General features: G+C 73.7%; 21 protein-coding genes. 16 read left to right on the top strand and 5 right to left on the bottom strand.

The window, feature by feature from the left end:
- Positions 1–3 precede the first annotated feature (3 nt).
- From ACFY3U_RS15695 to ACFY3U_RS15685, 3 genes are all read left to right on the top strand, one after another.
- Complete coding sequence (locus tag ACFY3U_RS15695; RefSeq protein WP_387201188.1) at positions 4–726, top strand: ABC transporter permease; 723 nt, start codon at positions 4–6, stop codon at positions 724–726.
- Positions 727–885: 159 nt separating this feature from the next.
- Positions 886–1890 carry a glycine betaine ABC transporter substrate-binding protein gene (locus ACFY3U_RS15690; protein WP_387201185.1) on the top strand — a complete coding sequence of 335 codons (1005 nt, stop codon included), beginning with the start codon at positions 886–888 and terminating at the stop codon, positions 1888–1890.
- Between the two features lie 265 nt (positions 1891–2155).
- Positions 2156–4132, top strand: coding sequence for a hypothetical protein (locus ACFY3U_RS15685; RefSeq protein WP_387201182.1), 1977 nt, complete (start codon positions 2156–2158; stop codon positions 4130–4132).
- Positions 4133–4136: 4 nt separating this feature from the next.
- On the opposite strand, the gene ACFY3U_RS15680 is transcribed toward ACFY3U_RS15685, so the two are convergent.
- Together ACFY3U_RS15680 and ACFY3U_RS15675 are read right to left on the bottom strand one after the other, a co-directional pair.
- Positions 4137–5300 carry an NADH-quinone oxidoreductase subunit D gene (locus ACFY3U_RS15680; protein WP_387201179.1) on the bottom strand — a complete coding sequence of 388 codons (1164 nt, stop codon included), beginning with the start codon at positions 5298–5300 and terminating at the stop codon, positions 4137–4139.
- Positions 5301–5312: 12 nt separating this feature from the next.
- Entirely contained in the window at positions 5313–6503 is a 1191-nt protein-coding gene (locus ACFY3U_RS15675; protein ID WP_387201176.1) for an SAM-dependent methyltransferase, read from the bottom strand.
- A gap of 195 nt (positions 6504–6698) precedes the next feature.
- On the opposite strand from ACFY3U_RS15675, the gene ACFY3U_RS15670 reads away from it, so the two are divergent.
- From ACFY3U_RS15670 to ACFY3U_RS15640, 7 genes are all read left to right on the top strand, one after another.
- Entirely contained in the window at positions 6699–7688 is a 990-nt protein-coding gene (locus tag ACFY3U_RS15670) for a Rossmann-like and DUF2520 domain-containing protein (RefSeq protein WP_387201173.1), read from the top strand.
- Positions 7685–8530 carry a pantoate--beta-alanine ligase gene (panC, locus tag ACFY3U_RS15665; RefSeq protein WP_387201170.1) on the top strand — a complete coding sequence of 282 codons (846 nt, stop codon included), beginning with the start codon at positions 7685–7687 and terminating at the stop codon, positions 8528–8530. The genes ACFY3U_RS15670 and panC overlap by 4 nt, the downstream gene beginning before the upstream one ends.
- Positions 8531–8564: 34 nt before the next feature.
- Positions 8565–8993, top strand: coding sequence for an aspartate 1-decarboxylase (panD, locus tag ACFY3U_RS15660; RefSeq protein WP_387201168.1), 429 nt, complete (start codon positions 8565–8567; stop codon positions 8991–8993).
- A gap of 118 nt (positions 8994–9111) precedes the next feature.
- On the top strand, positions 9112–10011 hold the full coding sequence (locus ACFY3U_RS15655) for a septum formation family protein (protein ID WP_387201165.1): 900 nt from the start codon (positions 9112–9114) through the stop codon (positions 10009–10011).
- A gap of 97 nt (positions 10012–10108) precedes the next feature.
- A complete protein-coding gene (locus ACFY3U_RS15650; RefSeq protein ID WP_387201162.1) occupies positions 10109–11803 on the top strand; it encodes an L-aspartate oxidase in 1695 nt (564 codons plus the stop codon).
- Positions 11800–12696 (top strand): carboxylating nicotinate-nucleotide diphosphorylase, encoded by an 897-nt coding sequence (gene nadC, locus ACFY3U_RS15645; protein ID WP_387201159.1) that lies wholly within the window; start codon positions 11800–11802, stop codon positions 12694–12696. The genes ACFY3U_RS15650 and nadC overlap by 4 nt, the downstream gene beginning before the upstream one ends.
- 57 nt (positions 12697–12753) lie before the next feature.
- Positions 12754–13512, top strand: coding sequence for a type III pantothenate kinase (locus ACFY3U_RS15640; protein ID WP_387201156.1), 759 nt, complete (start codon positions 12754–12756; stop codon positions 13510–13512).
- A gap of 99 nt (positions 13513–13611) precedes the next feature.
- Here ACFY3U_RS15640 and ACFY3U_RS15635 read toward each other — a convergent pair whose 3' ends face one another.
- Positions 13612–14352, bottom strand: a complete 741-nt coding sequence (locus tag ACFY3U_RS15635) for a class I SAM-dependent methyltransferase (protein ID WP_387201153.1) — start codon at positions 14350–14352, stop codon at positions 13612–13614.
- Positions 14353–14443: 91 nt separating this feature from the next.
- Between ACFY3U_RS15635 and lysS the strand changes: the two genes are divergently transcribed.
- From lysS to ACFY3U_RS15620, 3 genes are all read left to right on the top strand, one after another.
- The gene (gene lysS, locus ACFY3U_RS15630; RefSeq protein WP_387201150.1) at positions 14444–15952 is read left to right on the top strand and encodes a lysine--tRNA ligase; all 1509 of its coding nucleotides are present in this window, start codon (positions 14444–14446) and stop codon (positions 15950–15952) included.
- 110 nt (positions 15953–16062) lie between these two features.
- Complete coding sequence (locus ACFY3U_RS15625) at positions 16063–16407, top strand: Lsr2 family protein (protein WP_387201148.1); 345 nt, start codon at positions 16063–16065, stop codon at positions 16405–16407.
- Positions 16408–16859: 452 nt separating this feature from the next.
- Entirely contained in the window at positions 16860–19400 is a 2541-nt protein-coding gene (locus ACFY3U_RS15620; protein ID WP_387201145.1) for an ATP-dependent Clp protease ATP-binding subunit, read from the top strand.
- A gap of 172 nt (positions 19401–19572) precedes the next feature.
- Here the strand turns inward: ACFY3U_RS15620 and ACFY3U_RS15615 are convergent, their stop codons facing one another.
- A complete protein-coding gene (locus ACFY3U_RS15615; protein WP_387201142.1) occupies positions 19573–20481 on the bottom strand; it encodes an A/G-specific adenine glycosylase in 909 nt (302 codons plus the stop codon).
- Between the two features lie 96 nt (positions 20482–20577).
- Between ACFY3U_RS15615 and ACFY3U_RS15610 the strand changes: the two genes are divergently transcribed.
- The 3 genes from ACFY3U_RS15610 to ACFY3U_RS15600 all read left to right on the top strand — a co-directional run bounded on the left by ACFY3U_RS15610 (position 20578) and on the right by ACFY3U_RS15600 (position 22608).
- Positions 20578–21090, top strand: a complete 513-nt coding sequence (locus ACFY3U_RS15610) for a glycine cleavage system protein R (protein WP_387201139.1) — start codon at positions 20578–20580, stop codon at positions 21088–21090.
- A 114-nt stretch (positions 21091–21204) separates the two neighbouring features.
- Complete coding sequence (locus tag ACFY3U_RS15605) at positions 21205–21777, top strand: peptide deformylase (RefSeq protein ID WP_387201137.1); 573 nt, start codon at positions 21205–21207, stop codon at positions 21775–21777.
- A gap of 105 nt (positions 21778–21882) precedes the next feature.
- The gene (locus ACFY3U_RS15600; RefSeq protein WP_387201134.1) at positions 21883–22608 is read left to right on the top strand and encodes a hypothetical protein; all 726 of its coding nucleotides are present in this window, start codon (positions 21883–21885) and stop codon (positions 22606–22608) included.
- 81 nt (positions 22609–22689) lie between these two features.
- On the opposite strand, the gene disA is transcribed toward ACFY3U_RS15600, so the two are convergent.
- Positions 22690–23871 (bottom strand): DNA integrity scanning diadenylate cyclase DisA, encoded by a 1182-nt coding sequence (gene disA / locus ACFY3U_RS15595; RefSeq protein WP_387201132.1) that lies wholly within the window; start codon positions 23869–23871, stop codon positions 22690–22692.
- Positions 23872–23907 lie beyond the last annotated feature (36 nt).

Here is a 23907-nt window from a genome sequence, read left to right as displayed (position 1 = left end):
CCGGTGAACCCGCTCGAGCAGGCGGTGCGGTGGATCAACGACCCGCTGAACTGGACCAACCCGGGTGGCATCCTGGACCGGCTCGGCGAGCACCTGAGCATGTCCGCCGCGGCGGTGCTGCTTGGCTGCCTGGTGGCCTGGCCGATCGGCCTCTGGCTCGGGCACACCGGCCGCGGCGGCGGGCTGGTGGTGCTGATCTCCAACCTGACGCTCTCCATCCCCACCCTGGCCCTGCTGACCATCCTGCCGCTGACCTTCCTCGGCTTCGGCCGGCCCGCGGTGGTGGTGGCGCTGGCCGTGTTCGCCGTACCGCCGCTGCTGGCCAACGCGTACACCGGGGTGCGGCAGGCCGACGCCGAGGCGCGCGACGCGGCCCGCGGCATGGGCCTGTCCGGCCTGCAGGTGCTGCGCCGGGTGGAGCTGCCGCTCGCGGTGCCCTACCTGGCCGCCGGCTTCCGGACGGCCGCGGTGCAGGTGATCGCGACCGCGGCGCTCGCCTCGTTCGTCAACGGCGGCGGGCTGGGCGAGATCATCCGGGCCGGATTCGGGCTGGACATCGCGGCCGGTGGCGGCCAGATCGTGGCCGGCGGGGTGCTGGTGGCCGGCCTCGCGCTGCTGGCCGAGGGGCTGCTCGCGGTGCTGGAACGCCTGGTCACCCCGCGTCCGCTGCGACGTGACCGGCGGGCCGCCGACCGGCGGGCGGCGGGTGCCACCGCCGGAAGTTGAGTTCCGGTGACGATCCTGTGACGAATCCGACCCCCAGTTTGTCGGTCGGAGCCGGAGGATATTGGGTGGAACTCGCGGGCGGCCCGATCGGATCGTCCGTCGGACACGCGGCCGGTTCCCCGTTCGGGGCCGCGCCGGGACACGGAAGGCGGGCAACACATGCGCGTACGGACACGGCTGACGGTCGGCGCCCTCGGCGCCGTCACCGCGGCGGGTCTGCTCACCGGGTGCGGGGGCGCCGGGTCCTCCGGCACCGACGCGCCTCAGCAGGGCGCCAGCGGCGCGGGCTGCGCCCCGGTCGCCGGTGACCAGCTCGTCGTCCTGCAGGACGACAAGAAGCTCCAGAACACCGACAACATCATCCCGGCGGTCAACGCGAAGGCGGCGAACCCGCAGCTGCTGGCCGCCCTCGACAAGGTCTCCGCGGCGCTCGACACGCCGAAGTTGATCGCGCTGAACAAGTCCGTCGACGTCGACCGCAAGACGCCCGAGGCGGCCGCCGACGAGTTCGCCTCGGCGAACAACGTCACCGCGGGCATCGCCAAGGGCCCGGGCGGGCAGATCGTGGTCGGCGCGGGCAACTTCTCCGAGAGCCAGATCATCGCCAACCTCTACAAGATCGCGCTGACCGCCGCCGGTTACCAGGTCAAGGTGCAGCAGATCGGCAACCGGGAGCTGTACGAGCCGGCGCTGGAGAAGGGCCAGATCCAGGTCGTCCCGGAGTACGCGGCGACGATGGCCGAGTTCTTCAACACCAAGGCCAACGGCAAGGACGCCAAGCCGGTCTCCTCGCCCGAGCTGAACACGACGGTCAGCGCGCTGAAGGCGTCCGGCGAGAAGGTGGGCATCACCTTCGGCACCCCGTCCCCGGCACAGGACCAGAACGCGTTCGCGGTCACCAAGGCCTTCGCCGACAAGTACTCGCTGACCACCCTCTCCGACCTGGCCGGCAAGTGCTCCGGTCAGGCGACCGTGCTGGCCGGGCCGCCGGAGTGCCCGCAGCGGCCGAAGTGCCAGGCCGGCCTGGTGCAGGTGTACGACTTCAAGGCCGGCTCGTTCAGCTCGCTGGACGCCGGGGGCCCGCAGACCAAGACCGCGCTGAAGACCGGCAAGGCCAGCGTGGGCCTGGTCTTCTCCTCCGACGGCGCGCTCGCCAACGGCTGATCCCGCACCCGGTCGCGGTCGGTGCACTCCGACCGCGACCGGGTTCCGGTCCACGCCGGGAGCAGCCGGGCGGCCCACCCGGGAACGGGCTCAGGGCCGGCCCGGCCACCCGCTAACGGTCTCTGGGCCGGGCCAGCCACCCGCGAACGGCTCGGGGCCGGCCCGGCCACCGGGGGGTGGACGCCCCTTCTGACGGGCGAAGGGGTGGTGAACGTCGCTTCCGCCCGGTTTCTCGGTCGGGCAACTCTCGGTAGGCTGCACACCCATGTCCGCCCCGGTCCTGACCGACAAGCGCCGTCCACAGCTGCTGACCGTCCTGTTCTGGATCGGTGTGGGGCTGGCCCCGATCGCCGCGCTGATCCTGCTGGTCGCCGACGGCAACGGCCCGCTGCGCTTCGCCGCGGTGCTGGCCATCACCGCGGTGGTGCTGATCGGCCTGTCCATCGCGCTGCGCGCCGACGGCGGCGCAGCCGCGGAGGACGTGTCGGTCGAGCTGGAGCAGTTGCGCCGTGAACTGCGTAGCGAGATCGTGGCCGCCGCCCAGCGTGGCAACCAGGCGCTCGACCGGGCGCAGCGGGCCGAGGACCAGGTCGTCGGGCTGCGTCACCGGTTGGCGGCCGGCGCCGGCATCGCCGCGGCGGCCGGCGACGGCGCTCCCACCGGCAGTGCCACCGCCGCCGGGAACGAGCGGCCCGGCACCGTGAACGAGCGAGCGAGCGCCGTGGACGAGCGGGCCGGCGCGGGGCGCGCTCGGGTGCCCGCCCCGGACCGGCAGGACGACGCCCCGGCCGGTCGGCGCCGGGCCGCCGAGGAGACGCCCGCACCGCGCGGTCGCGCCACGCTCGACCGCGAGGACGACGAGCCGGCCGGTGGCCGGAACGGCGGTGAGCGACCGGCGAGCGGCCAGGCCGGCGTGTACGGCGGGCCGGGCCGCGAGCCGCGGGGGTTCGCGCGCGCACCGGAGCCGGCCCCGCGCCCGCTCGGCGTGGTGCGGCACACCGAGACGGTCCATCACGTCACCACCCGGCACACCGTGATGGACGGCCCCCAGTCGCCGACCGGCAACACCCACGGCGGCGGATACCCCGACCGTTCCTGGCCGGACGAGCACCGGGGAGACCGGTCCTGGCCGGAGGGCCCTCACGACGACGACCGTCCCTGGCCGGACGAGCGCCGGGGAGACCGGTCCTGGCCGGACGAGCACCGTGCCGACCGGTCCGACGACGTCCCCGACGACCGCTCCTGGCCGGGTCCGCTGCGGGACGGTCGGTCCTGGCCGGGGGCGCCCGGCGGCGTCGGCCCGGACGGTCAGCGGGACGACCGGTGGGACGACCTCCGCGACGACCGGCCGTCCGCCGGCCGTACCGATCGGGGCCGGGCCACCGGCTCGTACGCCGTCGGGGACGCGGATTGGTCGACCGCCCGGTCGGGGGACCGGTGGGCCGAGGTACGCGACGATGGGCACGCCCGCGAGGTGCGGGTCGGGGAGCGCCGGGCGGAGGTGCGCGCCGACGGCTTCCGGTACGCCGACCGGTGGGCCGCCCTGCGGCAGGAGGGCTCCGAGTCGCCCCGGGTGGACGAGCGGCGCGCGAACGGTTCGTTCCCCACCGGCGATGCGGCCCGGGGCGCCGACAGTTGGGACGGCCCGGCGCGTGAGTACGACGACGAGGAGCCACGCGGCGGTTGGCCGGGGCAGGGGCAGAGCGCGGGCTGGCCGGGGCCGGTGGAGCGTCCGGCGTTGCCCGCCGGCGGGGTACCCGTCCCGCGGGAGTGGCGCCCGGCGCGGGGCCAGCGGCCGGTGGACGGCCGGCAGCCGGCCGACCAGCCATGGCCCCAGCAGCCGGGCGACCAGGCATGGCCCGAGCAGCCGGGCGACCAGCGGTGGGGCGAGCAGCCGGGCGACCAGCGGTGGGGCGAGCAGCCGGGCGACCAGCGGTGGGGCGAGGAGCCCGTCGAGGAGCGCCGGGGCCGGCGGTCGGCCGACGATCGCGAGCCGGCCGACCGTTGGCGCCCGCCGGCACAGCGGGACCGGGCGTCGGCCGAGCCGCAGTGGGACCGGGCGTCGGCGGAGCCGCACCGGGGCCGCGCGTCGGCCCAGCCGCCCCGGGACCGGGAGCCGGCCGAGCCGCCCCGGGGCCGGGCGTCGGCCGAGGCGTGGCGGGACCCGCGGGGGCAGCAGCAGTGGGGTGGCGCGGACCGGTACGGTCACCCGCAGCGCGACGAGGCCCCGCGCTGGAGCTGACCGGTCACTTGTCGATGTCGCCGACCACGAAGAACATCGAGCCGAGGATCGCGATCAGGTCCGGCACCAGGCAGCCCGGCAGCAGCGTGGCCAGCGCCTGCACGTTGGCGTACGAGGCGGTGCGCAGCTTGAGCCGCCACGGGGTCTTCTCGCCGCGGGACACCAGGTAGTAGCCGTTGATGCCGAGCGGGTTCTCGGTCCACGCGTAGGTGTGCCCCTCGGGCGCCTTGAGCACCTTCGGCAGCCGGGTGTTGATCGGGCCGGTGAGCCGGTCCACCCGGTCCAGGCACTGCTCGGCGAGGTCGAGCGAGGCGTACACCTGGTCGAGCAGCACCTCGAAGCGGGCGTGGCAGTCCCCGGCGGTCTTGGTCACCACCGGCACGTCGAGCTGGTCGTACGCCAGGTAGGGGTCGTCGCGGCGCAGGTCCAGGTCGAGCCCCGAGGCCCGGGCGACCGGGCCGGAGGCGCCGAACGCGGCGGCGTCGGTGGCCGAGAGCACCCCCACCCCGACGGTACGGGCCAGGAAGATCTCGTTGCGCCGGATGAGGTTGTCCAGGTCGGGCATCCGCCCGCGTACCTCGCCGATGGCGGCCCGGGCCCGGCCGGTCCAGCCGGCGGGCACCTCCTCCTTGAGGCCGCCGACCCGGTTGAACATGTAGTGGATCCGGCCGCCGGAGACCTCCTCCATGACCGCCTGGATGGTCTCCCGCTCGCGGAAGGCGTAGAAGACCGGGGTGATCGCGCCGATCTCCAGCGGGTACGAGCCGAGGAACATCAGGTGGTTGAGCACCCGGTTCAGCTCGGCCAGGGCCATCCGCAGCCAGGTGGCCCGCTCGGGCACCTCCATGCCCATCAGCCGTTCGACGGCGAGCACCACGCCCAGCTCGTTGGAGAACGCCGACAGCCAGTCGTGCCGGTTGGCCAGCACGATGATCTGCCGGTAGTCGCGCACCTCGAACAGCTTCTCCGCGCCCCGGTGCATGTAGCCGACGATCGGCTCGGCGGTGACCACCCGCTCGCCGTCGAGCACCAGCTTCAGCCGCAGCACCCCGTGCGTGGAGGGGTGCTGGGGGCCGATGTTGAGCACCATGTCGGTGCCCAGCTGCTCACCGCCCGCGCCGGTGCCGACGGTCAGCTCACGGAGGTCGCCGGTGGTCATGCCCGTCATCGTGTCACGAACTCAACCGCCGACGCCGACAGCGTCGATGCCGACCGGTTGCAGCAGCCACCAGTGCCCGCCCAGGCCGGCCGGGTCGGTCAGCTCGGCCACCGCCGACGCGGCGGCCAGCGCCCGCACGTACCCGGCCGGGTCACGACCGGCCAGGCTCAGCGGGGGTCGGCCGCCGTCGGCCCCGAGCGCCCGCAGCGCCTCTCGCTGCGACACCAGGGTGTACGCACACCGGGCGACCCGCTCACCGGCGGAGGCGACCGAGTCGATGGCGACGTGCGCGGTGACGTCACACGCCCCGTCCGGCACCGGCGGCACCTGCCGCCCGCCCCGATATCCGGTCAGCGTCCCGTCCACCGGCCGCCTGTCCCGCAGGTGCCCGTAGTCGACGGCCACCGCCAACCCCCGCTCGACCCGCCCCACCGCCCCCGCCCACGCCTCGTCCCGCCCCCGCCCCACCTCCATCCGCCCCGGTGGCCCGCCGTCCCCGTTGTCGATCAAGAAGTTTCGATCCGGATCCGGGTCTTCCGGGGACGCAAACCTCTTGATCGACTCATCGAGGGCCGGTGACGCGAGGTGGGGCCACCAGGTGGTCAGCCAGGTTTGGTCGGCGGGGTCGAGTGGGGGGCCGGGGGATTCGGTGCCGGTGGCCGGGTCGACCAGGAGGTGGCGCCAGCCGTCCGGGGTGGGTACGGCGACGTCCAGCGGGACGTTGTCCAGCCACTCGGTGGCGATCAGCAGGCCGACGATCCGGTCCGGGATCTCGGTCGACCACTCGATCTCCGCCGGCAGGTCGGCCGGGCGGGCGGCCCGCTCGACGGCGGTGAGGCGTACCCGGTCGGCGAGGGGCACCGCGGTCGGCGGGATCGTGGCGGGTGGGTCAGCTGCCGGCGGGGCGGCGGCGGGTGGGGCCGTGGCGGGTGGGGGCGCGGCGGTGGGTGCCGGGCGGCCGGATTCGGCGGCCCGGGACGACAGGGCCCGCAGCAGCTCGCCGCGGCCCGCCCCGACGTCCACCACCTGCAGGTCGGTTGGGTGGCCGAGGAGCGCGTCGACCCGCTCCACCAGGCGCCAGACGGCCTCGGCGAGCACCGGGGAGGCGTGCACGCTGGTGCGGAAGTGCGCGGCCGGGCCGGCGCCGGCGACGAAGAAGCCGTCCGGGCCGTAGAGCGCCCGGTCCATCGCGTCCCGCCACCGGATCGACATCAGCTCATTCCTCGTTCAGGGGACGGCACTGTGCCGACCCTAGCGCCGCGGTGGACCCCCGGCCGGGCCGTCGGCGACACCGCCGGCGGCCCGGTCGACCGTGGTGAAGGTTTTCACACATCCTTGTTCGGCATCTGTCACCCCGGCGCATACTTGCGGTCGACCGGTACCCCCTTCGAGGACTGGATCGTTGCCATGAGCGCACCGTTGCGCCCGCGTCCGGCCGCCCCGCGTGCGGCGGCCGTACCGTCGGGCGGCGCCGAGTCCGGCGCCCCGCGCCTCCAGCTGGTCTTCCCGCGCACCCTGACCGTCGGCGTCGTCGGCGCCGGCCGGGTCGGCGCCGTGCTGGGTGCCGCGTTCGTCGCGGCCGGCCACCGGGTGGTCGCCGCCGCCGGCGTGTCGGGCGCCTCCAAGGCCAGGATCGCCCTGCTGCTGCCCGGCGTCCCCGACCGCTCGGCCACCTCGGTGGCCCGGGCCGCCACCGACCTGCTGCTGCTGGCGGTGCCGGACGACGCCCTGGCCGGGGTGGTCGCCGGGCTGGCCGAGACCGGCGCGCTGCGCCCCGGCCAGGTGGTCGCGCACACCTCCGGCGCGCACGGGCTGGCCGTGCTGGCCCCGGCCGCCGCGGTGGGCGCCCACCCGCTCGCCCTGCACCCGGCGATGACCTTCACCGGTACGCCGGACGACCTTGGCCGGCTCGCCGGCATCTCGTACGGGGTGACCGCTCCGGCCGCGCTGCGCCCGCTGGCCGCCCGGCTCGTCGCCGACCTGGGCGGGGTGCCCGAGTGGGTCGGCGAGACGGACCGCCCGCTCTACCACGCGGCGCTGGCGCACGGCGCGAACCACCTGGTGACCCTGGTCAACGAGGCGGCCGACCGGCTGCGCGACGCCGGGGTGGGCAATCCGGAGAAGGTCCTCGCCCCGCTGCTGCGGGCCGCGCTGGAGAACGCGCTGCGGCTCGGCGACGACGCGCTGACCGGCCCGGTCTCCCGGGGCGACGCGGGCACCGTACGCCGGCACCTGGCCCGGCTGGCGCAGGTCGCGCCGGAATCCGTACCCCCCTATCTGGCGTTGGCCCGACGGACCGCCGACCGGGCGATCGCCGCCGGCCGGCTCCGGCCGACGGACGCCGAGTCGCTGCTCGACGTGCTGGCGGGCATTCACCAGGAGGTCGGTACCCGATGACGGAGTTGGTGCACACCCGCAAGGAGCTGGCCGCCGCGCGGGACGGGCTGACCGGCACGGTCGGCGTGGTGATGACCATGGGCGCGCTGCACTCCGGCCACGAGACGCTGCTGCGGGCGGCCCGGGAGCGGGCCGATCACGTCATCGTGACGATCTTCGTGAACCCGCTGCAGTTCGGCCCGAACGAGGACTTCGACCGGTACCCGCGCACCCTCGACGCGGACCTGGAGATCTGCCGCCGGGCCGGCGCGGACGTGGTGTTCGCCCCGGCGGTGGCCGACATGTACCCGGACGGGCAGCCGGCGGTCCGGGTCAACCCGGGCCCGCTCGGCGAGGACCTGGAGGGGCTGAGTCGCCCCGGCTTCTTCCACGGGGTGTTGACCGTGGTGCTGAAGCTGCTCCACCTGACCCGCCCCGAACTGGCGTTCTTCGGCGAGAAGGACTACCAGCAGCTGACCCTGGTCCGGCGGATGTGCCGCGACCTGGACCTGCCGGTCGAGGTGGTCGGCGTGCCGACCGTCCGGGAGCCGGACGGGTTGGCGCTGTCCAGCCGCAACCGCTACCTGTCGGCGCCGGAGCGCCGGGCCGCGCTGAGCCTCTCCGCCGCGCTGCGGGCCGGGGTCGCCGCCGCCGACTCCGGCCACGCGGCCGGCGAGGTGCTGGCCGCCGCGCACCGCGCGTTCGCCGCCGCCGACGGCGTACGCCTGGACTACCTGGTGCTCACCGACCCGGAGCTGGAACCCGGCCCGGTCACTGGCCCGGCCCGGCTGCTGGTCGCGGCCTGGGTGGGCAGCACCCGGCTGATCGACAACGCGGCGCTCCGGCTCGCCCCCCGCTCCTGACCCACCCACCACCACACCCGCTGAAAGGCGCCCGATGTTCCGGACCATGCTGAAGTCGAAGATCCACCGCGCCACGGTGACCCAGGCCGACCTGCACTACGTCGGCTCGGTGACCGTGGACCAGGATCTGCTCGACGCCGCCGACCTGCTCCCCGGTGAGCAGGTGGCGATCGTGGACGTCACCAACGGGGCCCGGCTGGAGACGTACGTCATCCCGGGCGAGCGGGGCAGCGGCGTGATCGGCATCAACGGCGCGGCCGCCCACCTGGTGCACCCCGGTGACCTGGTCATCCTCATCTCGTACGGGCAGTTCGACGACGCCGAGGCGCGGGCGTACCGGCCGCGGGTGGTGCACGTCGACGCCGACAACCGGATCGTCGACCTGGGCGCCGACCCGGCCGTCGCCGCCGCCGGCACCGCCGGTGACCCGGTGCCGAACCCGCTGGCCGCCAGCCTGAACTGACCGGTTCCGCCCGATCGGGCGGGAAAGGTGGGCGACCTTCGGTCTGTCATCGGAAGGTCATTGTTGGTTACCCTGGGCGGACCGTCGGGTTGACGGTCGTCGGCTGGGGGAGGCCGCGATGCGCCGTACGATGACGACCCCGGCCGCCGCGCTGGTCGTGGCCGTGCTGCTGGGCGGCTGCGCCGCCGCCGGCGGGCTGGACGGCGACCTCACCGACGACTGGGCGGCGCTGCCCGCGCCCGCCCCGTTCACCCCGGCCGCCGGGGTCTGCCAGGTCGCCGACTTCACCGACACGGTCGGCCTGGCGGCGTACGCGCCGGTCGACTGCGCGGTCGCGCACAAGGTGGAGACCGTGCACGTGGGCACGTTCCCGGCCGGCCGGGCCACCCGGCCGGCCACCGGCTCGGCCGAGCTGCGCGGCGCCTTCGCCGAGTGCGACACGAAGACCGCCGGGTACGTCGGTGACGACTGGCGGGCCGGTCGGCTGCGGCTGGCCGTGGCGCTGCCCACCGCGCCCGGCTGGACGGCCGGCGCGCGCTGGTACCGGTGCGACGTCAGCGAGCTGACCACCGTCGAGGCGGCGGCCACCGTGGTCGCCCGCACCGGCAGTCTGCGGGACGCGCTGAAGGGCCAGTCCGCGCTGCGGCTGGGCTGCCAGCGGTCGTCGTCGTCCGGCGCGGTGCGCGGGTCGCGGGCGCTGACCCCGGTCGACTGCGGCACCCGGCACGACGCCGAGTTCGTCGGGGTGTGGCAGGTGCCGGACCGCCCGTACCCGATCCGGGACGTGGACTGGCTCCCGCTCTACGCCGGCTGCCGCGCCGCGCTGGGCCGGTTCGCGGCGGTGCCCGACGACGCCCAGCTGCGCTACCGCGCCGACGTGGTGGTCCGCCCGCCCGGCGCGGGCCGCTGGCGGGTCGGTGACCGGGGGGTCCGCTGCTACCTGTGGCTGAGCGAGCGGGCGGTGACCGGGTCGCTGAAGGGCGCCGGCCCGGCCGCCCTGCCGGTCCGCACCCGGTGAGCCGCCGGTCGGCCCGGCGGTAACCCGACGCCGTAGCGCATACCACTCGTCCGGCCCCCGCCGCCCGTGGTGAGGGTCGTTCGGGTTGACTGTGGGAATGGACCTTCCCACCGTCGACCTGCCGGCCCTGCCCAGCCTGCTGGCCGCGCCCGCGCCCGGTTGGGTGGAGACCACCGACGTGATCGTGGTCGGTTCCGGGGTCGCCGGCCTGACCGCCGCGCTGCACCTGCGCGAGGCGGGCCTGCACGTCACGGTGGTCACCAAGGTCAACATCGACGACGGCTCGACCCGGTGGGCGCAGGGCGGCATCGCCGCGGTGCTCGACCCGTCGGACAGCCCCGCCGCGCACGCGTACGACACCGAGGTGGCCGGCGTGGGCCTGTGCGACCCGGCGGCGGTGCGGGCGCTGGTCGAGGAGGGCCCGACCCGGCTGCGCGAGCTGATCCGGATCGGCGCCGAGTTCGACCGGAACCCGGACGGCTCGCTGATGCTCACCCGGGAGGGCGGCCATCGGGCCGACCGGATCGTGCACGCCGGCGGCGACGCCACCGGGGCGGAGGTGCAGCGGGCGCTGCACGCGGCGGTCCGCCGGGACCCGTGGATCCGGCTGGTCGAGCACGCCCTGGTGCTGGACCTGCTGCGCGCCCCCGGCGACGGCCCGGACGGGCTCGGCCCGGCCTGCGGCATCACCCTGCACGTGCTCGGCGAGGGCAGCGAGGACGGCGTGGGCGCGCTGCTGGCCCGGGCGGTGGTGCTGGCCACCGGCGGGATGGGGCAGGTCTTCTCGGCCACCACCAATCCGGCGGTCTCCACCGGCGACGGGGTGGCGCTGGCGCTGCGGGCCGGTGCGGCGGTCACCGACGTGGAGTTCGTCCAGTTCCACCCGACCGCGCTGATCGTGCCGGAGCACGCCCGGGTGCCCGGCGCCGGGCTGGCCCAGCAGCCGCTGGTGTCCGAGGCGCTGCGCGGCGAGGGCGCGCACCTGGTCGACGCGGACGGCAAGCGGTTCATGGTCGGGCAGCACGAGCTGGCCGAGCTGGCGCCGCGGGACGTGGTGGCCAAGGGCATCCACCGGGTGCTGCTGGCCACCGGCGCGGACCACGTCTTCCTGGACGCCCGGCACCTCGGCGGCGACTTCCTGGCCGGCCGGTTCCCGACCATCGTGGCGTCCTGCCTGGCGATCGGGGTGGACCCGGCGGTCGACCTGATCCCGGTCGCCCCGGCCGCCCACTACGCCTCCGGCGGTGTCCGCACCGACCTGCGCGGCCGCACCTCGATCTCCGGCCTGTACGCCTGCGGCGAGGTGGCCTGCACCGGCGTGCACGGCGCGAACCGGCTGGCCAGCAACTCGCTGCTGGAGGGGCTGGTCTTCTCCCGCCGGATCGCCGAGGACATCGCCGCCGGGCTGCCCGAGCAGGCGAAGCCGGCGCAGATCGGCGCCTGGTTGGGCGGCGCCGGCTGGGTGGTGCCGGCGGACGGCACCCCGGCGCTGCAGCGGGCGATGACCATGGGCGCCGGGGTGCTCCGCTCGGCGGAGACCCTCGCCGCGACCGCCGCCACGCTGACCGGGATCGGCCAGCGGCGGGGCACCCCGCGGACCGCCGACTGGGAGGCGACGAACCTGCTCACCGTGGCGTCCACCCTGGTCACCGCCGGGTACGCCCGGCAGGAGACCCGCGGCTGCCACTGGCGGGAGGACTTCCCGACGGCCGACGAGCGGTGGCGCGGCCACCTGGTCGAGTCGATCGGGGCCGGACAGCGGGTGACCCAGCGGTGGGAGGAACTCCTATGACCGAGTCGACTGAGCGGGCGTTGCGGGCGGCCGGCCTGGACCCGGAGCGGGTCCGCCGGGTGATCGTGGACGCGTTCGCCGAGGACCTGGGCCCGGACTTCCTCGACGTGACCAGCGTGGCCACCATCCCGGCGGAGCAGACCGACACCGCCGACCTGGTGGCTCGCGCCGACGGGGTGGTGGCCGGGCTGGCCGTGGCCGCGGCGGCGTTCGAGCTGGTGGGCGAGGTGACCGGGTCGGACCGTACCGTCGAGGTGTCGGTGGTGGCGCGCGACGGCGCGCGGGTGGCGCGCGGCGAGGTGCTGGCCACGGTGACCGGCCCGACCCGGCTGCTGCTGACCGCCGAGCGGACCGCGCTGAACCTGCTCTGCCGGATGTCCGGGGTGGCCACCCACACCCGGGCCTGGGCGGACGCGCTGGCCGGCAGCAAGGCGATGGTGCTGGACACCCGCAAGACCACCCCCGGCCTGCGGGCGCTGGAGAAGTACGCGGTCCGGGCCGGCGGCGGCACCAACAAGCGGATGGGCCTGCACGACGTCGCCATGATCAAGGACAACCACAAGCTGGCGGCGGGCGGCGTGGCGGCGGCGTACCGGCGGGTCCGGGCGGCGTTCCCGGACGTGCCGGTGCAGGTGGAGGTGGACACCCCCGCCGAGGCGGTGGAGGCGGTGGAGGCCGGCGCGGACTTCCTGCTGCTGGACAACATGTCACCCGCCACCCTGCGCGCGGTGGTGGCGGAGGTCGGCGACCGGGCCGAGCTGGAGGCCACCGGCGGGCTCACCCTCGAGGTGGCCGCCGAGTACGGCGCGACCGGCGTGGACTTCATCTCGGTGGGCGCGCTGACCCACTCCTCGCCGATCCTGGACATCGCCCTGGACCTGCGGGAAGGCTGAGCCGGGCGGGTTCACTCCTCGCGCTCGGCCGCCGTGGGCGGCGTCTAGGCTGCGAGCGTGCTGCTCTGCATCGACATCGGGAACACCAACACCGTGCTGGCGACCTTCGACGGCGACAAGCTGGTGCACTCCTGGCGGATCAAGACCGACGCGCGGTCCACGGCGGACGAGCTGGGCCTGATGTTCCGCGGGCTGCTAGCCGGGGACAACGTGGAGATCACCGGGGTGGCCGCCTGCTCGACGGTGCCGGCGGCGCTGCGCTCGCTGCGCGCCATGCTGGCCCGGTACTACGCCGACCTGCCGCACGTGATCGTCGAGCCGGGCGTGCGCACCGGGGTGCAGTTGGCCATCGACAACCCGAAGGAGGTCGGCTCCGACCGGGTGGTGAACACGCTCGCGGCGTACACCCTCTACGGCGGCCCGTCGATCGTGGTCGACTTCGGCACCACCACCAACTTCGACGTGATCTCCGGCCGGGGCGAGTTCCTCGGCGGGGCCTTCGCGCCGGGCATCGAGATCTCCTTCGACGCGCTCGCCGCCCGGGCCGCGCAGCTGCGCAAGGTGGAGGCCACCAAGCCGCGCTCGGTGATCGGCAAGAACACCGTGGAGTGCCTGCAGTCCGGCCTCTACTTCGGCTTCGCCGGGCAGGTGGACCGGATCGTCGAGCGGATGACCGAGGAGCTGGGCGAGGTGAAGGCGGTGATCGCCACCGGCGGCCTGGCCTCGGTGGTGATCGGCGAGTGCGCCACCATCACCCACCACGAGCCGATGATCACCCTGATCGGCCTGCGGATGGTGTACGAGCGGAACGTCTGACCGGTTTCTGCGGCGGGGGTTTCCGGGCAGCCCGGCCGGCTCCGGGCGGTCAGGCTTGATCCCTGCGCCGGCCGGGCTGCCCGGAAACCCGTCGGTGGTTCAGGTCCGTCGGGATCTGAAGACCAGCGTGCGGTACGGCAGGTCGAACGTCTCTCGCCCGGTCAGGTCTTGGTGGGTGGCGAGTAGGTCGCGCAGCTCGCGGTCGACCCGCTCCCGATCGTCGGTCGCTGCGGTCAGGTAGTACGAGCGGGTGCGGACGAGTCCGACGACCTCGTCCGCTGTCAGGGTGGTGTGGTGGTCGAACTCGGCCCGCTCGACCGGGCCGAACTCTGGTCCGAAGTCGGTGATCCGCTCGGTGAGGTCGGCGGCGTTGTCGCCCAGGTGGGCGATCCGGCCCAGCTCGGTGACCCACTCGACGCTGTCGTCACGGATGTTCCAGATCGGGGCGAAGGTCCCGTTCCGTCGCAGCACCCGGGCGATCTCGGCGTGCGCCCGGTCCCGGTCGAACCAGTGGTACGCCTGCCCCACCAGCACCGCGTCCGCCACGCCGTCGCCCAGCGGCACCGACTCGGCCGTACCGGCCAGTGCCGTGACGCCTGAGGTGGCCTCGTCCAGTTGGGCGCGCATCCCCGGGTCGGGCTCCACCGGCAGCACCTCGTGGCCGAGGCCGAGCAGCTCACGGCTCAGGATTCCGGTGCCGGCGCCGAGGTCGACCACCCGGGCCGGCGGTTCGAGGTCGGCCAGCGCCCAGGCCACCGCCGCGCGCGGATAGCGGGGGCGGAACCGGTTGTACTCCGCGGCTGCGGCACCGAAGGAGAGCGCCTGAGTGGGGTCGGTCATGGCGGGCAGGTTATCCCGTAACGGCCACCTGGGCCGGTGAGTACGCTCGGGGACTGACCCCGCCGATATCTCCCTTCTGAGGAAGCGTGCCGTGAGCGAGCAGAACGCCGTGCCAGTCGACCCCGCCGACGACCTTCCGGAGCAGATGAAGGTCCGCCGGGAGAAGCGGGACCGGATGCTCGCCGACGGCGTGGCGCCGTACCCGGTCGGCTTCCCGCGCACCAGCACGCTGGCGGAGGTCCGGGTCCGGTACGCGGAGCTGCCCACCGACACGGCGACCGGCGACGAGGTCTCGGTGACCGGCCGGGTGATCTTTGTCCGGAACACCGGCAAGCTCTGCTTCGCCACCCTGCGCGACGGCGACGGCACCGAGCTGCAGGCGATGCTCTCCCTGGACCGGGTGGGCGCCGAGCGGCTGGAGGACTGGAAGCGCCTGGTCGACCTGGGTGACCTGGTCGGCGTCACCGGTGAGGTGATCACCAGCCGCCGGGGCGAGCTGTCGGTGCTGGCCCGGGAGTGGGCGGTCACCGCCAAGGCGCTGCGCCCGCTGCCGGTGGCGCACAAGCCGCTCAGCGAGGAGGCCCGGGTCCGCCAGCGCTACGTGGACCTGATCGTCCGCCCGCAGGCGCGGCAGATGGTCCGCACCCGGGCGGCGGCCGTGCGCAGCCTGCGGGACTCGTTGCACGGGCAGGGATTCATCGAGGTCGAGACCCCGATGCTCCAGTTGCTGCACGGCGGCGCGGCGGCCCGCCCATTCGTGACCCACAGCAATGCGCTCGACACCGATCTGTTCCTGCGAATCGCGCCGGAACTGTTTCTCAAGCGGGCGGTGGTGGGTGGCGTCGACCGGGTCTTCGAGATCAACCGCAACTTCCGTAATGAGGGCATCGACTCCTCCCACTCGCCCGAGTTCGCCATGCTCGAGGCGTACCAGGCGTACGGCGACTACGACAGCATGGCCGCGTTGACCCGTGATCTGGTGCAGCGGGCGGCGGTCGCGGTCAGCGGCTCGACGGTGGTCACCCACGCCGACGGTCGGGAGTTCGACCTGGGCGGCGAGTGGCGCTCGGTGACCCTGTTCGGGGTGCTTTCGGAGGCGCTCGGCGAAGAGGTCACCGTGCACACCGACCGGGCCCGGCTGACCGAGTACGCCGACAAGGTGGGCCTCTCGGTCGACCCGAAGTGGGGTGCGGGCAAGCTCGCCGAGGAACTGTTCGAGGAACTGGTCGTCCCGGGCCTGCAGGCACCCACCTTCGTACGCGACTACCCGGAGGAGACCAGCCCGCTTACCCGGGCGCACCGCACCGAGCCGGGACTGGCCGAGAAGTGGGACCTCTACGTGCTCGGCTTCGAGCTGGGTACCGCGTACTCCGAGCTGGTGGACCCGGTGGTGCAGCGCGAGCGGCTGGTCACCCAGGCGCAGCTGGCCGCCCGCGGCGACGACGAGGCCATGCGGCTGGACGAGGACTTTCTCCGGGCGATGGAGTACGGAATGCCCCCGGCCGGGGGCATGGGAATGGGAATCGACCGGCTCCTGATGGCCCTCACGGGTCTGGGAATTCGGGAAACGATCCTCTTCCCGTTGGTCCGGCCGGAGTGACCCGGCAAGTTCTTCTCCGGCTCGTTACCGCATCCTATTGACGGAACAAGCATCGGGGGGGTTATCGTGCTCCCATTGCAGGAGCACCCTGCTCGAAAGGAATGTGGGACGTGGCCAAGCAGATCATTCACAAGCTGGTCGATGACCTGGACGGTGGGGACGCGGACGAGACCGTCAAGTTCGCCCTCGACGGCGTTCAGTACGAGATCGACCTGTCGAGTTCCAACGCCAAGAAATTGCGCGAAGCATTTGCGCAGTACACGGCGCACGGGAACAAGGTGGGTCGGGGCGGCGTGGTCGTGGGCGGCCGGGCGGCCCGCGGCCGGGGCGGTGCCACCGCCGACCGGGAGCAGAACAAGGCGATCCGGGAGTGGGCCAAGGGCAAGGGCAAGGACATCTCCGACCGGGGCCGGATCCCGCAGGAGATCGTGGACGAGTACCACGCCACCCGCTGACCCCTCGGCGGCGACACGACGCCGGACCGGAGCGCGACTCCGGGCCGGCGTCGCCGCGTATCGGCCACCCCTTTCCGTCGCCTTTCCGGTCGGCTTTACCGCCGGCGGCGCACTCCGGGCGGGGGGCGGGAAGAATCCCGCCCCTCGGAAGGTTGTCCACAGCTGGTGGAAGAGTCGTCCACAGCCTGTGGACGGGCCACCGTGCCGCCGGACCCCGCCGGGCGACCGCACGAATTTCGCTCTGCGCGTACAGCCAGGGGTCCCGGAACACCTCCTGAGCGCGGATGGTTGGTCAAAACGACGTCCGAACCGCTCAGCACGGGGAGACACGACCTCAGCGGAGACGGTCGGCGGCGATAGAGTAAGGAGGCACGGACGCCCGTCCCGGGCGTTCGAGCACCGGCCCCGCCAAGATCTTGTCAAGGCGCACGGCACGTGAGGAGCACGAGGGCATGTTCGAGCGGTTCACCGACCGAGCGCGACGGGTTGTCGTCCTGGCCCAAGAAGAGGCCCGGATGCTCAACCACAACTACATCGGTACGGAGCACATCCTGCTGGGCCTCATCCACGAGGGTGAGGGCGTAGCGGCCAAGGCCCTGGAGAGTCTCGGCATCTCCCTCGAGGGCGTCCGCCAGCAGGTCGAGGAGATCATCGGCCAGGGTCAGCAGGCGCCGAGCGGGCACATCCCGTTCACGCCGCGGGCCAAGAAGGTGCTGGAGCTGTCGCTGCGCGAGGCGCTGCAGCTCGGCCACAACTACATCGGCACCGAGCACATCCTGCTCGGCCTGATCCGCGAGGGTGAGGGCGTCGCCGCCCAGGTGCTGGTCAAGCTCGGCGCCGACCTGAACCGGGTCCGCCAGCAGGTGATCCAGCTCCTCTCCGGCTACCAGGGCAAGGAGCCGGCCGCGGCCGGCGCCACCCCGGGGGAGGCCGCGCCGTCCACCAGCCTGGTGCTGGACCAGTTCGGCCGCAATCTCACCCAGGCCGCCCGCGAGGGCAAGCTCGACCCGGTGATCGGGCGCGAGAAGGAAATCGAGCGGGTCATGCAGGTGCTCTCCCGCCGTACCAAGAACAACCCCGTCCTGATCGGTGAGCCCGGCGTCGGCAAGACCGCCGTGGTGGAGGGCCTGTCCCAGAAGATCATCAAGGGCGAGGTGCCCGAGACGCTGAAGGACAAGCAGCTTTACACCCTCGACCTCGGTGCCCTGGTCGCCGGCTCGCGCTACCGCGGTGACTTCGAGGAGCGCCTGAAGAAGGTGCTCAAGGAGATCCGCACCCGCGGCGACATCATCCTGTTCATCGACGAGATCCACACCCTGGTGGGTGCGGGCGCCGCCGAGGGCGCGATCGACGCGGCGAGCATCCTCAAGCCGATGCTGGCCCGGGGTGAGCTGCAGACCATCGGCGCCACCACGCTCGACGAGTACCGCAAGCACCTGGAGAAGGACGCCGCGCTCGAGCGCCGCTTCCAGCCGATCCAGGTGGGTGAGCCGTCGCTGGCGCACACCATCGAGATCCTCAAGGGCCTGCGGGACCGCTACGAGGCGCACCACCGGGTGAGCATCACCGACGCCGCCCTGGTGGCCGCCGCGACGCTCGCCGACCGGTACATCTCCGACCGCTTCCTGCCGGACAAGGCGATCGACCTGATCGACGAGGCCGGCGCCCGGATGCGGATCCGCCGGATGACCGCGCCGCCGGACCTGCGCGACTTCGACGAGCGCATCGCCCAGGTGCGTCGCGACAAGGAGTCCGCGATCGACGCGCAGGACTTCGAGCGCGCCGCCCAGCTGCGCGACAAGGAGAAGCAGCTGCTCGGCCAGAAGGCCCAGCGGGAGAAGGAGTGGAAGGCCGGTGACCTGGACGTCGTCAGCGAGGTCGACGACGAGCAGATCGCCGAGGTGCTCGGCAACTGGACGGGCATCCCGGTCTACAAGCTGACCGAGGAGGAGACCTCGCGCCTGCTGCGCATGGAGGACGAGCTGCACAAGCGCGTCATCGGCCAGGAGGACGCGGTCAAGGCGGTCTCGAAGGCGATCCGGCGGACCCGGGCCGGCCTGAAGGACCCGAAGCGCCCGTCCGGCTCGTTCATCTTCGCCGGCCCGTCCGGTGTCGGTAAGACCGAGCTGTCCAAGGCGCTCGCCGAGTTCCTCTTCGGCTCCGAGGACGCGCTGATCCAGCTGGACATGTCCGAGTTCCACGACCGCTACACGGTCTCCCGGCTGGTGGGCGCGCCTCCCGGCTACGTCGGCTACGACGAGGGCGGCCAGCTGACCGAGAAGGTGCGGCGTCGGCCGTTCTCGGTGGTCCTCTTCGACGAGATCGAGAAGGCCCACCCGGACGTGTTCAACACGCTGCTGCAGATCCTGGAGGACGGTCGGCTCACCGACGGCCAGGGCCGGATCGTGGACTTCAAGAACACGGTCATCATCCTGACCACCAACCTGGGCACCCGTGACGTCGCCAAGGCGGTGTCGCTGGGCTTCCAGCAGTCGGAGGACTCCGAGTCCACCTACGACCGGATGAAGCAGAAGGTCAACGACGAGCTCAAGCAGCACTTCCGGCCCGAGTTCCTGAACCGGATCGACGACACCATCGTCTTCCACCAGCTGCGCCAGAACGAGATCCTCCAGATCGTGGACATCATGATCCAGCGGATCGAGGGCCAGCTGCGCAACAAGGACATGGGCCTGGAGCTGACCGACAACGCCAAGAAGTACCTGTCCAAGAAGGGCTTCGACCCGGTGCTGGGCGCGCGGCCGCTGCGTCGCACGATCCAGCGCGACATCGAGGACAACCTCTCCGAGCGGATCCTCTTCAACGAGCTGACCCCGGGTCAGATCGTTGTGGTGGACTGCGAGGGCGACCCGGAGGACATCGACAAGTCGAAGCTGGTCTTCCGCGGCTCGGACCGCCCGGCCGAGGTGCCGGACGCCGTCCCGGCCGACCTCGGTGGCGCCGCCACCACGGGAGCGGACGACGCGGCGGCGTAACGTCGACAGCTGTAGTCAGGGCGACGGCCCCGGTTGGCGAGAGCCACCGGGGCCGTCGCCTTTCCCGCCCCCCACCCCTCCCGCCCCCGCCGCGCCGCCCCCGCGCCTCGCCCTTGCCTCGTCGATCTAGGGGTAGTTGTCGTTGGAGGAGATCAACTGACAGCGACTATCCCTAGATCGGCGAGGTGGGGGTGGGGGTGGGGGTGTCGCCGGTGAGGCGGTATGAGGTGTCGGTTACCGGCTCGACCAGGCCGTCCTTGACCAGGCCGGCCAGGGCGCGGGCGCGTTGCACGTCGTCGTGCCAGACCTGGTCGAGGCGCTGGTGCGGGACCGGGCCGGTGGCGTCCCGCAGCACCCCGAGCAGCAGCCCGCGTACCTGCCGGTCGGTGCCGGCGTACCGCTGGGGGCGGCGGGTGGGGCCGGTCGGGGCGGCCTGACCGGAGGCGCGCCAAGCGCACACCGACTCCACCGGGCAGTCCGGGCAGCGCGGGGAACGGGCGGTGCAGATCATCGCGCCGAGCTCCATGAACGCGGCGCTGGCCAGCGCGGCGGCCGCCGGCTCCACGGGCAGCAGCTCCTCACAGGCGACCAGGTCAGCCGGGCGGGTCGTCGGCCCGGCGTCCGGTTCACCGGCGATCGCCCTCGACACCACCCGCCGGACGTTGGTGTCCACCACCGGATGCCGCTGCCCGTACGCGAACGCGGCGACCGCCCGAGCCGTGTAGGTCCCGATGCCGGGCAGCGCCAGCAGCTGGTCGAGCTGCTCCGGCACCGCCCCGCCGTGCCGTTCCGCGATCGCCACCGCGCAGTCCCGCAGCCGCACCGCCCGGCGCGGGTAGCCCAGCCGGCCCCACATCCGGATCGCCTCGGCCGGCGTGTCGGTGGCCAGCGCGGCCGGGTCGGGCCAGCGGGCCAGCCAGGCCCGCCAGGCGGGCAGCACCCGCACCACCGGGGTCTGCTGGAGCATGACCTCACTGACCAGGATGGGCCACGCCCCGATCCCGGGCTCGCGCCATGGCAGGTCGCGGGCGTGCTGCTCGTACCACCGGCTGACGAGGGTGGCGAAGGTCGGCTCAGTCATCGCGTCGCCGATGATGTCACGGGCCGGTGTCCCGCAGGTTGGGCGGGCGGGGCGGGGCGCCGCCGGACCGTCCGCAGGATGGGACAGAATGCCCGGATGAACGAGCTCGCGATCACCGTCATCGGCCCGGACCGTCCCGGCATCGTGGCCGACGTCGCCGAGGTGCTCGCCCGGGTCGGCGCGAACCTCACCGACTCCACCATGACCCGGCTGCGCGGCCACTTCGCGATGACGCTGATCTGCGTCGGCCCGGCCGCCGCCGAGGTGGAGGCCGCGCTGGCCCCGCTCGCCGCCGAGGGCCAGCTGCTGGCCACCGTACGGGCGGTCACACCGGACGGTGAGGCGGCGCCCCCCGGCGAGCCGTACGTGATGGCGGTGCACGGTGCCGACCGGCTGGGCATCGTGGCGGCGGTGACCCGGGTGCTCGCCGAGGCGGGCGGCAACGTGACCGACCTGAGCACCCGCCTGGCCGGCTCGCTGTACGTGGTGGTGGCCGAGGTCGACCTGCCGCCCGGCCGAGCCGACGAGCTGGCCGGACGGCTCACCCGCGTCGCCGCCGACCTGGGTGTCGAGGTGTCCCTGCGCCCCGCCGACCCGGATCTCCTGTGAGCGCGAGGAGTGAGCCGGGTTTGCGAGCCCCGCAGTCGCGAACGAAGGCGGCCCTGTGAGCGCGAGGAGTGAGCCGGGTTTGCGAGCCCCGCAGTCGCGAACGAAGGCGGCCCTGTGAGCGCGAGCAACGAGCCGGAGTACACCGGCCTCGGCGGTTGGACCCCGGATGCGCTGGGCCTGCCGGGCGAGGTGCGCCCGGTGGTCTCCGCTCCCGCGCCGGTGCTGAGCCGGCCCGGCCCGGAGGTCGACCCGACCTCCGACGAGACGGTACGTCTCGCCGCCGACCTGGTCGCCACGATGCGGGTGTCGCCGGGTTGCGTGGGCCTGGCCGCGCCGCAGATCGGGGTGAGCGCCCAGGTGTTCGCCGTCGACGTCACCGGGCACCCCAAGGCGGTGACCGTGCACGGCGTCTTCGTGCTGTGCAACGCACACGTGGTCGAGGCGACCCGGTGGAAGGCCGGCCGGGAGGGCTGCATGTCGGTGGCCGACCTCACCGGTGACGTCAAGCGGGCCAGCCGGCTCGTGGTCGAGGGTGTCGTGCCGGGGTCCGGCAAGGCCGTCCGGTTGGTCACCGACGGGTTCGAGGCGCGGGCGTTGCAGCACGAGATCGACCACTGCGCCGGCCTGCTCTTCCTCGACCGGGTGGCCGGCGCACACGCCGTCTACCAGCGCCAGGTCTACCTGTGACCACCACCTCGACCGTCGTGAGTGGAGGATGGCCGCGGTGATCCCGCGGGCTTCCGGCGCGTCGCGGCGGACCGTGCGGCGGGGCCCGGCTACGGTGGGGGCATCATGCGTCTGACGGTCGGTCCCCTGCCATCCGCCGTGTACTGGCGGCGTCGCGCCGTCGTACTCGGAGCGGGGCTTCTGTTCCTGATTGTCCTGCTCTACTCCTGCAACCAGCCGGGTGGCACCACGACCACACCGGGGGCGCAGTCCACCCCGTCGTCGCCCGCGGCGCAGCCGACGGCCACGGCGCCCGGTGCCGCCGACCCGCCGACCGGGACCGCGACACCGGGTGGCTCGACGGCGCCGGCCACCGGTGCGGGTACGACGCCGACCGCCGACCCGACCACAGTGCCGCCGGTCGACGCGCCCTCCGCCCCGCCCGCCACGGACGACGGCACCTGCACGGACGCCGAGATCGCGGTGACCCCGGTCGCCACGCCGTCCCGCGTCCAGCGCGGCGCACCGGTCGACCTCGGGCTGAAGATCCGGAACACCTCGCAGCGGACCTGTAGCCGGGACGTCGGCGCCGACCTGCAGGAGCTGTTCGTCAAGTCGGGCGCGGAGCGGGTCTGGTCGTCGGACACCTGCGGCACGGGCAAGGGCCACGACGTGCAGTCGTTCACCCCCGGGTTCGAGCGGTCCTACCAGCTCACCTGGAACGGGATGGACACCAGCCGCTGCTCCCTGGGGGTGGCCGCGGGGCCCAACCCGGCCGCCGGGACGTACCAGGTCTTCGCCCGGGTCGGTTCCAAGCTCAGCGACCCGGTCAGCCTCGTCATCACCGGCTGACCCCGCCGGCCGGGCCGGAGCCGGCCAGCCCGGAGCCCGTCCGGGCAGAGCCAGGAGCCGTTCGGCGCCCGGCTCGTCGGCTCAGACGTAGCGCTCCAGGATGGATGCCTCGGCGAGCCGGGACAGCCCCTCCCGTACGCCCCGGGCCCGGGCGTCGCCGACCCCCTCGACGGCCTGTAGGTCCTCGACGGTGGCGCCGAGCAGCCGCTGCAGGCTGCCGAAGTGGACGACCAGCCGGTCGACGATGGACGCCGGCAGCCGTGGCACCTTGGCCAGCAGTCGGAAGCCGCGCGGGCTGACCGCCGCGTCCAGCGCGTCCGAGGCGGCCGGGTAGCCGATCGCCTTGGCGACCGCGACCAGGTCGATCAGCTCGGTGGCGCCGAGCAGGTCCAGCTCGACCAGCGCCTCGTCCAGGGTGCGTGGCTTGCGACCGGCGGGGAGGTAGTCCCGGATGACCAGGGTGCGGTCGGCGTCCACGCCGGCCATCAGCTCGTCGAGCTGGAGGGCGAGCAGCCGACCGTCGGTGCCCAGCTCGACCACGTAACCGGCGATCTCGTCGGCGATCCGGCGGACCATCTCCAGTCGCTGCACCACGGCGACCGCGTCCCGGACGGTGACCAGGTCCTCGATCTCCAGGGCGGAGAGCGTGCCGGAGACCTCGTCCAGCCGCAGCTTGTAGCGCTCCAGGGTGGCCAGCGCCTGGTTGGCCCGGGACAGGATCGCCGCGGAGTCGTCCAGCACGTGCCGCTGACCGTTGACGTAGAGGCTGATGATCCGCATCGACTGGCTGACCGAGATGACCGGGTAGCCGGTCTGCCGGGCCACCCGCTCGGCGGTGCGGTGCCGGGTGCCCGACTCCTCGGTGGGGATGGACGGGTCGGGCATCAGGTGCACGCCGGCCTGGACGATCCGGGTGCCGTCGCTGGAGAGCACCACGGCGCCGTCCATCTTGCACAGCTCGCGCACCCGGGTGGCGGAGAACTCGACGTCCATCGGGAAGCCGCCGGTGCAGATCTGGTCGACCACCTTGTCGTAGCCGAGCACGATCAGCGCGCCGGTGCGACCGCGCAGGATCCGCTCCAGCCCGTCCCGCAGGGCGGTGCCGGGCGCCATCAGCGCCAGGTTGGCCCTTAGCGGGTCAGCGGCGCCACCGGCGCCGGCGGACACGCTCACGCTGATCGGGCGGGCGGGCGAACCCACGCCGCCGGTGCGGGCGTGGGGCGTCGCGCCGGCGGGCTTGGTGGTCTCGCGGTCGATCGGCACGCGCACAGTCTACGGACTGCCGTGCGGTGGGTGCTG

It is taken from the genome of Micromonospora sp. NPDC000089 (assembly GCF_042899365.1).
In the GTDB taxonomy this organism is placed as follows: Bacteria; Actinomycetota; Actinomycetes; order Mycobacteriales; family Micromonosporaceae; genus Micromonospora.
Note: the sequence above shows the minus strand (reverse complement) of the source record. Positions and strands in the feature narration are given on the sequence as shown.